The organism is Bacillus sp. SA1-12, from assembly GCF_000981385.1.
In the GTDB taxonomy this organism is placed as follows: Bacteria; Bacillota; Bacilli; order Bacillales; family Bacillaceae; genus Metabacillus.
In genome coordinates this window covers 161,560-174,541 of sequence record NZ_LATZ01000002.1, presented here as the reverse complement: position 1 = coordinate 174,541, position 12,982 = coordinate 161,560, and the positions used below count along the sequence as shown (strand labels likewise).

9 protein-coding genes are annotated in these 12,982 nt (G+C 35.4%); 6 read left to right on the top strand and 3 right to left on the bottom strand.

Features of this window, described 5'->3' with window-relative positions:
* The first annotated feature begins 49 nt into the window (after positions 1–49).
* The 5 genes from WQ54_RS02000 to WQ54_RS01980 all read left to right on the top strand — a co-directional run bounded on the left by WQ54_RS02000 (position 50) and on the right by WQ54_RS01980 (position 7,098).
* Complete coding sequence (locus tag WQ54_RS02000; RefSeq protein ID WP_046511348.1) at positions 50–1,039, top strand: DUF294 nucleotidyltransferase-like domain-containing protein; 990 nt, start codon at positions 50–52, stop codon at positions 1,037–1,039.
* Positions 1,036–1,749 carry an exonuclease domain-containing protein gene (locus WQ54_RS01995; RefSeq protein WP_046511345.1) on the top strand — a complete coding sequence of 238 codons (714 nt, stop codon included), beginning with the start codon at positions 1,036–1,038 and terminating at the stop codon, positions 1,747–1,749. The genes WQ54_RS02000 and WQ54_RS01995 overlap by 4 nt, the downstream gene beginning before the upstream one ends.
* A gap of 227 nt (positions 1,750–1,976) precedes the next feature.
* Entirely contained in the window at positions 1,977–5,723 is a 3,747-nt protein-coding gene (locus tag WQ54_RS01990) for a bifunctional 2',3'-cyclic-nucleotide 2'-phosphodiesterase/3'-nucleotidase (protein ID WP_052737618.1), read from the top strand.
* Positions 5,724–6,016: 293 nt separating this feature from the next.
* A complete protein-coding gene (locus WQ54_RS31720) occupies positions 6,017–6,550 on the top strand; it encodes a hypothetical protein (protein ID WP_052737617.1) in 534 nt (177 codons plus the stop codon).
* 116 nt (positions 6,551–6,666) lie between these two features.
* Positions 6,667–7,098 (top strand): OsmC family protein, encoded by a 432-nt coding sequence (locus WQ54_RS01980; protein WP_046511342.1) that lies wholly within the window; start codon positions 6,667–6,669, stop codon positions 7,096–7,098.
* Positions 7,099–7,179: 81 nt separating this feature from the next.
* Here the strand turns inward: WQ54_RS01980 and WQ54_RS01975 are convergent, their stop codons facing one another.
* From WQ54_RS01975 to WQ54_RS01960, 3 genes are all read right to left on the bottom strand, one after another.
* Positions 7,180–8,706, bottom strand: coding sequence for an MDR family MFS transporter (locus WQ54_RS01975; RefSeq protein WP_046511339.1), 1,527 nt, complete (start codon positions 8,704–8,706; stop codon positions 7,180–7,182).
* A 305-nt stretch (positions 8,707–9,011) separates the two neighbouring features.
* Complete coding sequence (locus WQ54_RS31715; RefSeq protein WP_052737616.1) at positions 9,012–9,527, bottom strand: hypothetical protein; 516 nt, start codon at positions 9,525–9,527, stop codon at positions 9,012–9,014.
* Between the two features lie 623 nt (positions 9,528–10,150).
* The gene (locus tag WQ54_RS01960; RefSeq protein ID WP_046511333.1) at positions 10,151–10,660 is read right to left on the bottom strand and encodes a CBO0543 family protein; all 510 of its coding nucleotides are present in this window, start codon (positions 10,658–10,660) and stop codon (positions 10,151–10,153) included.
* A 561-nt stretch (positions 10,661–11,221) separates the two neighbouring features.
* Between WQ54_RS01960 and WQ54_RS01955 the strand changes: the two genes are divergently transcribed.
* Positions 11,222–12,976, top strand: a complete 1,755-nt coding sequence (locus WQ54_RS01955) for an ABC transporter ATP-binding protein (RefSeq protein WP_046511330.1) — start codon at positions 11,222–11,224, stop codon at positions 12,974–12,976.
* Positions 12,977–12,982: the final 6 nt, after the last annotated feature.

Sequence of the window (12,982 nt, the reverse complement as noted above, 5' to 3'; positions counted from 1 at the left end):
AGCTTGGTCCATCTCGCCCAATTTGAAAAATGTTGAGGGAGTGTCTCTCATGCATGTAGAATTTGATTCATATGAATCAATTAAAAAATGGAAAGACGATCATATTCATCAATATGAGTTTGATACAAAACAATTAAATGATTTCCATGACGAGATGATGAGGAGTGCTAGCAAGTTAGCACTCTTTCATCTTGAGAAAAACGTTGGTTTACCCCCTTGTAAATACACATGGTTTATTACTGGAAGCGGGGGCAGGACCGAACAAGGAATTATTAGCGATCAGGACCATGGTTTAATCTATGAAGAGGACTCTGAACAGGCGGGTCTTTATTTTAAAAAGCTTGGGGAAGAGTATTCAAAAGGGCTTCATGCAATCGGTTATCCATATTGTGAAGGAAAGATCATGAGTTCGAATCGATTATGGTGTCAATCAATTGCGGATTGGAAACAGCAACTTTTTAAATGGATGGACGAACAAACCTGGGAGTCAATTCGTTATTTGCAAATTTTTTACGATTCTCGCAGCCTTGTTGGTGAAAAAAAGTATGTGGATGAGCTGAAACAATCGATATTTTCCTATCAAAAGCAACATCATAAGCTTCTCCAGCGTTTTTTGGATAATGTTCAGCATATTAAGCATTCAGTGGGTCTTTTGGGTCAACTTTATGTTGAAACTGGCGGTAAATATGAGGGCTGCATTGATATTAAAAAAGCAGCTTTTTTGCCATATGTAAATGCAATTAGACTTTTGGCGATTAAAGAAGGGTTGGTTGAAACGTCGACCCTAGAACGAATACAACGCCTTTGTGAAAAGGAAACCTATCGTAATGAACTGATTCAGTATCAACATAATTTTGAAAAGCTTCTTGAATATCGGCTTTTAGTATTTGCTAATGCTGAATCCTATGATGATATTCATTATCTTAATATCAGGAAATTGTCAAAATATGAACGAAAAGAAATTAAAAACATATTGAAGGGCGGCAAAAAACTCCATCAATATGTTCAAGGGATAATCGAAAAAGGGTGTTATGAATGACATTTGACCCGTTTTTTTTTATGAAAGGAATACAAGGGAAGCTTGGTGGATCACAAAGTGGGCAAAGTCAGCAGCAGGTTGCGTTTTTAAGGCAATTGCAACGTGAAATGAGAGTGGAGGAAACACTAAATATACCTCTGACTGACTTAAATGTTATTGTTTTTGACATAGAAACAACTGGTTTTTATCCCGAGCAAGGAGATCAAATTATTTCAATCGGTGCTATTAAGGTGAAAGGGAATAAAATTAACGAGAACGAAACATTCTATTCACTAGTCAGATCAGATAAACTGCTTACCGACGAGATTAGTCAATTGACTGGTTTATATGACACTCAATTACAACAGGCGCCACCATTATCAGAGGTCCTCTTTCAATTTTTTCAGTTTGCCCAAGACTATACACTCGTTGCCCATCATGCAAATCATGAGAAAATTTTTTTACAGCATGCATCCTGGAAGCTGTATCGCGCCCCGTTTAAGCATCGATTAGTTGATATGTCCTTCTTATATCGCATTGCTGAACCAGATGTAAAGTTGATTACTCTTGAAGAATGCTGCGAGCATAATGGAATCCCGATCATAGGCAGACACCATGCACTAGAAGATGCGAAATTAACTGCGCAGCTATGGAGCATTTATGTTAACAAGCTTAATCAAAGAGGATGTGAATCGCTGAAAGATTTATATGAACGATTAACGAAAGCATAATTTGAAAAATGATAAAAGAAGACCAAATGAAGCAATGGGAAAACCTTCATTTGGTCTTCTTTTTATGTACAAATCTCGTTAAAAAAAGCGATTTTATTACATTATTATACATGTCTTTACAAAAAATGAACAATTACCTACAGATTTATTTACAATCTATTAGTACAATAATTTAGTAGTAGGAAAGTAATGGTAACTAAATAAATAAATGGAAAGGTGGAAATGTTTTGAAGAGAAGATTAAATCATATATTTAGGCGTAAGCTTTTTTATGGTGCCATGGCATCAACTCTAGTACTTAGTGTGTTTCCATTCTCATCATTGCCAGGCATTGCACATGCTGAGGATACACCCGTTACAATGAACGTAAGGCTTCTAGAGACGACGGATATTCATGCTCATATTATGGATTATGATTATTATGGGGACAAATCTGTTACAAACTTCGGATTGGTAAGAACTTCTGAATTATTAAAGCAGCGTCAGGCTGAGGTAGAGAATAGTATATTAGTAGATAATGGGGATTTAATTCAAGGAAATCCTTTAGGAGAATATGTTTATAAACAAGGATTAAAAGATGGACAGGTTCATCCGATTATCAATGCAATGAATCTATTGAACTATGACGCTGCGACCGTAGGGAATCATGAATTTAATTATGGCTTAGACTTCTTAAATGAGACAATGGATGATGCCAATTACCCAGTGGTAAATGCTAATGTCTTCCATGCAGGCAATCAAAATGATTATTATTTTAAACCATATGAAATTGTTGAGAAGGAATTTGTTGACCATAATGGGGAAACTCATAAAGTTAAAGTTGGTTTTACAGGGTTTGTGCCTCCACAAATTAACGTATGGGATAAGAAGCATTTAGATGGCAAGGTTGTTACGAAGGATATCGTCGAATCCGCCAAAAAGATAATTCCTGAAATGAAGGCGCAAGGAGCAGATTTGGTGATCGTAATCGCACATACTGGTATTGATACAAATGAAGGCCAAAGCGAGTCAGAAAACGCTGTATTTGATTTAACGAAACAGGTTGCCGATATTGATGCGGTTGTATCTGGCCATCAGCATAACCTCTTCCCAGGAGATTCAAGATTTAATGGGATTTCAACTATTGATAATGAAAAGGGCACTGTAAATGGCGTCCCAGTTGTCATGCCGAAAAACTGGGGAAGCCACTTAGGAATGATTGACCTTACCTTAGAAAGAACCGGGGGTATAAATGATGATGAGGAATGGGATGTCATTGATTCTAAGTCAAAAGCAGAATCCATAGCAGGTGTAACTGAAAAAAATCAGGAGATGGTTGCAGCTGTTCAGAGTACCCATGATGCTACATTAGAATATGTAAGAAAAAGTGTTGGAACAACAACAGCTCCTATTAATAGTTTTTTTGCCCTTGTTCAAGATGATCCTTCTATTCAAATCGTGACAGATGCTCAAAAATGGTATGCTGAACAAAAACTAAAAGGAACTGAATATGAAGGGATGCCATTATTATCAGTTGGTGCCCCATTTAAAGCTGGGGGGAGAAATGGAGCAGATTATTATACAAATATCCCAAAAGGTGATTTAGCTATTAAAAACGTTGGTGATCTGTACCTGTATGACAATACAGTCCAAATCGTGAAAATAACTGGTGCTGAAGTGAAGGAATGGTTAGAAATGTCAGCAGGTCAGTTCAATCAAATTGATCCTGCTTCATCAGAAGAACAAAGTTTAATCAATACAGAGTTTCCAACTTACAATTATGATGTGGTTGATGGTGTTACATACCAAATCGATGTAACAAAGCCTGCTAAATATGATTCAAAGGGCAACCTTATTAATGGTGAATCATCACGAATTAAAAATTTGATGTATGATGGCAAGCCAATCGATTTAGACCAGGAATTTCTTGTTGTAACGAATAACTATCGTGCTTCAGGCGGAGGTAATTTCCCTGGAAATCTGTCATCAAAGATTATTGAGCAATTTCCAGATGAAAATCGTCAAGCTGTCATGAATTATATTATGGAAAAAGGCGAAGTAAATCCTTCTGCAGATAACAACTGGTCAATTGCTCCAATTTTTGGAGATGTAAACGTAACCTTTGATTCATCAACAGAGGCAAAACAGTTTGCCGAAAATACGGATACGATTAAATTTGTTGAAACATTAGAAACAGGGTTTAGCAAATATAAATTAGAAGTAGGATCTGATAAGTGGAATCTTTCCATTATGCATACAAATGATACACATGCTCATTTGGACAATGTTGCTAGACGTGTTACTGCCGTAGAGCAAGTCCGTTCAGCTTCTGAACATTCAATCCTTCTGGATGCAGGTGACGTTTTTTCAGGAACATTATTCTTTAATCAATATCTCGGACAAGCTGACCTTGAATTCATGAACATGATGAAATATGATGCTATGGTACCTGGAAATCATGAATTTGATAAAGGGACAAGTGTTTTTGCAGACTTTATTAACAAAGCGAATTTTCCGATAGTAAGTTCAAATATCGATTACTCAAAAGACAGTCATCTTGGTTCGCTCTTTAAGGACAAGTTTGCAAATTCAGGGGAAAACGGAATTTATCCAGCAGCTATTTTGAATGTAGATGGTGAAAGGGTTGGAGTGTTTGGGTTAACAACCGAGGAAACAGCAATTCTTTCAAACCCTGGAAAGAATATTTCCTTTGAAAATCATATTGAAAAAGCAAAGGAAACTGTAAAATTACTAGAAAATGAAGGTATTAATAAGATCATTGCCTTAACACATATTGGTTATAACAATGACAAGGCTTTAGCAGAAGAGGTTGAAGGGATTGACGTGATCGTTGGCGGTCATAGTCATACATTCCTCGAAGAACCTACAGTATATAACGAAAATACTGAGCCAACTATTATTTTATCGGCACAAGAATACAGCTACTATTTAGGGAATACAAACGTAACATTTAATAAAAATGGTGTTCTTCAAGAGTGGGAGCAAAATCTGATCGATTTAGATGCCCAAGATGAGAATGGTCATTATTTAATTGAGGAAAACGCAGCAGCTGCTGAACGTTTGGCTGAATTGGCTGAACCGATCGAAGAATTAAAAAATCAAATTGTTGGAGAAACATCAGTATTCTTAAATGGCGAACGTGAAGATGTCCGTACAAAAGAAACAAATCTAGGTAACTTAATAGCTGATGGAATGCTTTGGCGTGCACAAAAACAAAATACCGGTGCTACAATTGCTATTCAAAATGGCGGTGGAATCCGTGCTTCAATTGATAAGGGTGAAATTTCACTTGGCGAAGTTTTAACGGTTTTACCGTTTGCTAATACACTTGTAACACTTGATTTAACAGGTCAAGAAATTATTGACGGGCTTGAGAATGGAGTAAGTCAAGTTGAAGATATGGCTGGCCGCTTTCCACAGGTAGCAGGTTTAACATTTGGGTTTGATCCTGCAAAACCAGCAGGAAGCCGTGTTCACAGTGTTCAGATCCAAACTGAAAATGGATTCGAAAAGATTGATCTGGATAAAACATACACGGTTGCTACAAATGCTTATCTTGCTGATGGCGGGGATGGCTATGCTTCATTTAAAACTGCAAAAGAAGATGGCCGAATGACAGAACTGTTTATTCCGGATTATGAAGTTTTCCAAGAATATCTGAATGAAATAGGTATTGTAAATTCTCAAACTGAAGGCAGAATTACGATCGGAGCAGAACCTGCAGAAAATCCAGAAGAAGAACCGGTTGAGCAACCTGGTAAGGATCCTGTAAATGATAATGGGGATAAAGATCCAGTTGCTGATAATCCAGCTTCAGGTAATGATACAAAAAATAGTTCGGGTCCTAATTCTGGAAATTCATTACCAAGTACTGCTACAAATATATTTAATTTACTGACAGCAGGAATTGTGATTATAGTAAGTGGTATAGTCTTATTTTTTGTGAAACGTAAGCAAAAGCAAGTTCAATCCTAAAAATACATGAAAAATATAAATTATAAATAATTCAAAGAGGCTATTATGGTGCTCATCCTATAAAAACAAGAAAGGAAATATCTTGTTTTAGAGGGTTCACTCTTAAAAGCCTCTTATTTTTTTATTCACCTTTTTTTATAAACAATAAGAGAAGATGAAGTTTGACTATAATTTCATAATTATCTGAAGCATGGAAATTTGGTGTAATTTCCCTTGGAAACAATGCCATTTTCCTCTAAGTTTAAAAGAGGTTTCAAACAATCAAAATAAAAAAATGTAATAGGGGGGATATTGTGCAATTAAATAAAAGGATTGTAATTGCTTGCATAATTGGGATCTTTTTGGCTGGATTTGGTTGGTATAGATGGTCTTCATTGAATGAGTCAACTATTTTAAATTTAATCAATGATGCCGGAAAAGATAAGCAAGCCAGTGAGGATTTAGGAAAGGTTGCTGTAAATGAACCTGTCCCAGAGGATATGGTTGTTTTTTCAACAGCTAAATTTGCCAACGGACATGATTTTATCAAAGAATTTCATAATTTTTATAATGATACCTTATGCTGGGGACGTGTAGATACGGCAAACTATAAGAACCAGCAAGAAATAGCTATGAGAATTGTTGAAGCATTTAAGGGATTGAAAGTGAACGATAGCAAATTACACGAAGATTTTGTCACGATTGAGAGCACTGCTAAATTAGTTGTTCAGTCAGATGACCGGGAAGCTATGGTCAAACTTCACAGACTTTTCCATGACTTAGATATTTTTTTCAATGGGTATTCTCAAGATCATGCTTTTGGAGTAACACAATTTAAAGGAATATAATCTCTCTTTCCTAAGAGACGGCACTTTATATAAAGTGGTAATTATTCCTTGAAAAAAGGTAGTATAACAAATAAGAACAATGTTGAAAATAATTGGCGGCAGGAGGTTTCAGATAAATGAAATCAATGATAAAGTGGACAGGTAAAATGGCTTTTATTGGAAAAACCCCTTCGGGACATGAAATAAAAATGGACGCTGCGGAGGAAGTAGGCGGGGAGAATAGTGGTGCAAGACCGACGGAATTGCTTCTGAATGCAATTGCCGGCTGTACAGGGATAGATATCATTTCAATTTTACATAAAATGCGATTAGAACCTACATCTTTTCATATGGAGGTTGAAGGGGACCGAGCAGAAGACCATCCAAAGCGATTTACAAACATTAATATCCATTACGTTTTAGAAGGAGAGTTACCTGAAGAAAAGGTGGTTCGTGCCATCGAGTTGTCAAAAGATAAATATTGTTCTGTATCTCATTCTTTAAATTCAAGAATGACGGTTAGTTACTCGATTAATGGGATTAAAGGCAAACACGAATTATATCACTAGATTAGGGAAGTTATTAATAAAAGGCAGTGCAATGTCTAGATCGCTAGATAGTGCACTGCAACTTGTTTTAAAAACAAATTTTTACTCTTTGCTGGGAACCTTTTTCGTCTCTACTCGACCATTACCCATCAATAGCACGATAATAGCAGAAACGGCTATTGGAATTAGAGCAAGCATAAAAGTAGTCGTAATTGAGTCAGACATTGAATGAACAATTTTATCCAATATAAAATCAGGTATTTTATCGCGTTCACCCGCTTGGAAGAGCTGTTGAGGGTCTTGGAGATTAAATGATTGTTGTCCTTCCATTCCTTGGCCCTCTTGCATATCTTTAAAAGCATTCTTTATTTTATCTGTAAATACATTGTTTTGAATAACCCCAAATATTGTGATTCCCAATGTCATCCCGAATGATCGCAGGAATGAGTTCGTTGAGTTTGCCGTTCCCCGATATCGCGGTTCTAAATTATGGATGGAAGCAGTTGGCAATAGAGAGAAAGAGAAACCCATTCCAAAGCCAACGATAATCATGTATATGGTTAATACCATTCGGCTAGTTTCAGGAGTAAGCGTTCCTAGCAAATACATGCCAATAAAATAGGAAATAACGGAAATGATCATCAAGTTTCTGAAGCTGGTTTTTGTCTGGAAAACACCGCCTACTCCACTGCCTGCGACAGATCCGAGCATCATGGGGGTTAAGATAAAGCCAGCACTTGTAGCAGAACCGCCATAGACAGCCTGAACAAAAATTGGAATGAACACCGTTAAAATAATAAATGTACTTCCATATAGAAAGGCTAATAATTGAGAAGTGGCAAAAAGTCTTTTTTTGAATAACCAAAATGAAATAATCGGTTCTTTTGCCACACGTTCTATAAAGAAAAATGCAATAAAAAAGATGATAAAAATGACGAATAAAGAAATAATCTGGAGAGAATCCCATGCAAATTCCTCACCGCCTAACTCAAGGGCAAACATTAGGCTGACGACGGCAATCACGAGGGTAATTGCACCCCACCAATCAATTTTTTGTTTGTTATGCTGCGGTGATTCTTTGTAGTGACGATAGATAAAGAATAAAGAAACCAAACCAATTGGAATATTTACATAAAAAATCCAATGCCAGCTTATGTACTCAGTAATATAGGCTCCTAAAAGCGGACCCAATACACTTGAAGCTCCAAAAACCGCTCCAAGGAGTCCTGTCATTTTTCCGCGTTTTTCTGGAGGGAAAATATCAAAGATAATCGTAAAGGCAATCGGCATTAAAGCTCCACCGCCAATCCCTTGAATGGCACGGTAAATACTTAATTGAACAATGTTTTGAGCAAACCCGCACAATATTGAGCCTATTAAAAAAATAGTTAATCCAAAAATAAAAAACTGTTTTCTGCCATACATGTCAGAAAGTTTACCGAATATCGGCATACCTGCCATTGTGGTGACCATATAAGCTGATGTAACCCAGACAAACTTGTCAAATCCGCCTAAATCAGAAACGATTGTCCCCATGGCAGTTGCTACAATGGTATTATCCATTGCCGCCATTAAGATGGCCAACAATAATCCGGCTACAATGAACCGTTGATCGCTTCCTAGTTCCATTTTTATTTCTCCCTTCAACAAGCATGATAAATATCCTTGCTTCTTTCATACTTCATCATTATATAACTGAAATTGCTGTAAGGAAAAGTAGGGCTTATAATGTAAACGAAATAAGGATGTGTATCTTTTGAAACGATTTTTGGCTGTTTTTATAATCTTTGTTCTGTGGAAAACCATTATCCCGCTTTAAGTGAGAGGTGAATAAATTAGCTCTTAATTAAATCTTTGAAAATGCCACATGACATATCTTCTTCCTATGCTAAGTAATTCGTTATTAGACAATCTCCTTTTAGCGGAAGTTTTAGTTAATTTCTTTCTGTTCTTTTAGATGTGTAATTAAATTGTTTTGTTACCCATTTAAAGAAGAAGCTATGAAAAGAAAAGACGAAAAGATAGACGAAAAATGAGAAGATAATATGCCATTTATTGTATTGGAAAATATTGATCATGGTTGAAATCCATTCTAGAAAGCAGCTTTGAATAGACCAAGTGATAATGGAAGCCCACGTTGGGAGATGATCATATTTGTCATAAAAATAATAAAACAAATATCCATACAAAGGATAAATGACTGAATATATGATCTCATCAAATAATTCGTGTGTATTAGAATCTAAACTACTGTACAAATCTATCGGCGGAATAGCAATGGCCATGTCAACGGTACGGCCAATAAAAGAATTACTAATAAATAATACAAGAAATACATGGATGGGGAACCGCTTTGGCAATAAAATGGAATAGATCAGTAAGGCAAATGCAATAACTAAAAGAAAGATTTCATTTTCATCGAAGCTTTTTGGCAGTGTTATAACTTTCATTAAATATTCCAGCTCTCCTTAGTAATCTCCTATATCCTAAAAGTAACATTACATTTACTAATAATGCTGCTCCCCAGTAAAATAAGGTATATGAATACTCCCATTGTACGTTGGTAAGTAACCCGATTCTTTCACTAATATAGATGCAAGAGGAATGAATGAATAACGAAACCAAAATGAGAAAGAATCTGCTGATTATTGATTGAAATTTAATAAAATAAAGAAGAAAACTAAGAGTCAGCATTGGCATTAAATAAATCGTACCTATTATAACTGTGAAAACGGAAGAAAGATTATTTGCCATGTGCATCATTTTTAAATTGATTATAAAAATAAGAAGAAATTCCTCATTGATCATTGCATTTATCATCCAATATAAAACAATCTCTGTGGGATGTAACTCTTTATTCAAAATTAGAATGAAGAGAATGGATGCAATGAAAATAGATAAACACAATACCAGCAAATGAAATTCTCCTTTCTGCTTTCATATACATTAAGAACTAAAGTTGTTCTACTATTCTGTTTTAAAATTCCTTAATTATTATTTAAGTGATGGGAAAACCGCTTGAATAATAAAATCTAATTCAAACAGGAAAACACCCTTTGATAGTAGTCTGGCTTTATTTTAAATCTTTCAAAGCGGGATGGAAAAATAATAACAAAAGCAAAATGAGAGGTATAGAAATAATAATGGCTACAATTGGTCTTTTATAATGGATTATTAATATAGGAAACATAATGAGATTAAAAAGGAAAGACCACCAAATATTCCAGCCGTTTTCATAGATGAAATTCCCTTTTTTATTAAAGATAACTTCTGTAATCCAAAAGGAGAGAGCCCATGCTGCTAAATATGCTAATCCTTTTAAGTCAGAAGGAAAAAAACGAAGATAGACGATTATCATGATCGGGACAACGATAAATGTAAAGGTAATTTCAATGATTGAATGTTTTAACCATGCTGTTTCTCCTTCATACCTCCATAAAGTATGATGGTAAAAGACAAAATTATAAAGTAGATTACAAATAATATAGTATTGAATGGTTGGATAATAATCCTTCAACTGTTCGCGATCAATAAAAAGGAATACAATTATGAGAAAAGCTGCAATAATAAAAAATAAGTACATAAAAGTCCTCTTTTATAATATAATTCATAAAAAGTATTTCCTATATTTACTAGACTATACGCAAAAGGCAGAAGGGCGTTTATAAAATAAAAAAATCTCCCGGTGAATACTTAAATAAGCTTAAACTGCATATCGTTAACAAGGTATGGAAGTAACCTCATTTGACAGGTTGCTTTTTTATTTTTTGCAAGGTTAAAGCACCTTGCTATTTAGCCGCTGTTTTTGATTGGAGCATAAAAACGAACCCCTTAAGCTGAAGAACAAGGGAGTACAAGCAGGTTCATAAGCCGCTGGGGGCAAATTTAGCTCCAGCTAAGAAGAGCGGTTGCAGCTGAATTTCAAAGGCTTGTTTCATTAATTCTCTCCATTTTTTCTCATTCAAAAGTCGTAGACCGCTCGTCAAAAAGAAGGAGGCATCTTCAACCTAATGATGTGATTTTCAGAAAAATGAAATAAGGGCTAGAAAATTATTTCGATTGCCGATATATTTATTTGTATGCCGCTATATTTATAAATAATGTAAAAATTAAACAATTCGTCTTTTAGACGGGAGGAATTTTCATGGAGACCTTTAAAAAATTGAAATCCTTTTATTGGCCTTATAAAAAGTATTTTTTTACGTCATTGTTTTTTGTTTTATTTATCACCTCAATAACCGTTATTTATCCAATTGTCTTACAGCTCACGATTGATGAAATTGTATTAAAAGAGCAGTATAACTACATTCCGTGGATTGTGATAGGGTTTTTATCATTGATGGCGATAAAAGGATTTTCAGCTTTTTTTCATCAGTATTTAGGGGATATGTTTGGGATTCAATCCGTATATCGGCTTCGCAATGAGCTATATGAGAAACTTCAGCGTTTGCCTTTTTCTTATTACGACAATGCAAAAACAGGGGATTTAATGTCAAGGCTTACAGCAGATGTTGAAGGTTTCAGATTCTTTTTATCATTTGGTTTTTCTGAGCTTGTTCGTTTCTTTCTATTAGTTGCGGGAACATTAACCGTCATGTTTATTTATTCTGTTCCTTTAACACTGGTCACAATTGCTGCATTACCGTTTTTGGCAGTTGCTGTCTACCGTTTTGATAAAAGGGTACATCCCGCTTTTCGGAATATCAGGAAATCATTTGGGAAACTGAACACAAATGTACAAGAAAATATAAGCGGCATACAAACAGTAAAAGCATTATCGAGGGAAGATTTCGAAATTTCAAAATTCAATCAAGCAAATGGTCATTATAAAGACAATTACTTATCAACTTCATTAGTCTGGGCAAAGTATTTTCCTCTTATGGAACTAATTGGGAATATTAGTGTTGTTGCCTTATTAGCATATGGAAGCGTTCTTGTTATGCAAGGAGGGCTGAAGCCGGGTGAGCTTGTAGCATTTTTTAGCTTAGTATGGTATTTGATGATGCCGATCATGCATCTTGGTTTTGTCATTAATATGTTTTCACAATCAAAGGCATCTGGAGAACGCTTACTTGAAATCCTTGAAGCAGATGAAACGATTCGGAATAAAGACAATACAGTCGAGGTTGCGTCAATTAAAGGGCATGTAACATTTAAGAATGTCAGCCTTCGCTATAAGCAAGAGGATACATTAGCATTAAATAATGTATCATTTGATGCACCAGCTGGAAAAATAATAGGTCTAATCGGCGGAACAGGATCTGGAAAAACAAGCTTGACTCAATTAATGACAAGGTTTTATACACCTACAAGTGGTGAAATCTTTATCGATGGCAGAGATATAACTGATTATTCATTAAAAACACTTCGTTCTAATATTGGGGTTGTTTTACAAGAATCATTTCTCTTCTCATCCACTATAAAAGCAAACATTTCCTATGGTAGACCGGATGCTTCAATGGAGACAATTATTGATGCAGCTAAACGGGCACAAGCACATGATTTTATAATGGAGCTTCCTAATGGGTATGATACGATGCTCGGCGAAAGAGGAATGGGGCTTTCAGGGGGACAAAAACAAAGGATTTCGATTGCAAGAGCTATTTGTGTGGATCCTAAAATATTAATCTTGGATGATTCAACTAGTGCTGTAGATATGACTACAGAGTTTAATATTCAAAAAGCGTTAAAAGAAGTCATGAAGGGAAAAACAACGTTTATTATTGCTCATCGGATTTCCTCATTAAAGCATGCGGATGAAATAATTGTTTTTGACAATGGTTCCATTATTGAAAGAGGAACACATGATGAGTTAGTTGAAAAACATGGCTACTATAAAAGAATTTACGATATTCAATATAAGGATCAGAAGGCTGTTCTTCAGTCTACTGTAGGGTAGGTGTGA

Bases quoted from the DNA above. Each gene is read 5' to 3' on its own strand.
- WQ54_RS02000 (WP_046511348.1), top strand. From the start codon at position 50: ATGCATGTAGAATTTGATTCATATGAATCAATTAAAAAATGGAAAGAC.
- WQ54_RS01995 (WP_046511345.1), top strand. From the start codon at position 1,036: ATGACATTTGACCCGTTTTTTTTTATGAAAGGAATACAAGGGAAGCTT.
- WQ54_RS01980 (WP_046511342.1), top strand. From the start codon at position 6,667: ATGAAATCAATGATAAAGTGGACAGGTAAAATGGCTTTTATTGGAAAA.
- WQ54_RS01975 (WP_046511339.1), bottom strand. From the start codon at position 8,706: ATGGAACTAGGAAGCGATCAACGGTTCATTGTAGCCGGATTATTGTTG.
- WQ54_RS31715 (WP_052737616.1), bottom strand. From the start codon at position 9,527: ATGAAAGTTATAACACTGCCAAAAAGCTTCGATGAAAATGAAATCTTT.
- WQ54_RS01960 (WP_046511333.1), bottom strand. From the start codon at position 10,660: ATGTACTTATTTTTTATTATTGCAGCTTTTCTCATAATTGTATTCCTT.
- WQ54_RS01955 (WP_046511330.1), top strand. From the start codon at position 11,222: ATGGAGACCTTTAAAAAATTGAAATCCTTTTATTGGCCTTATAAAAAG.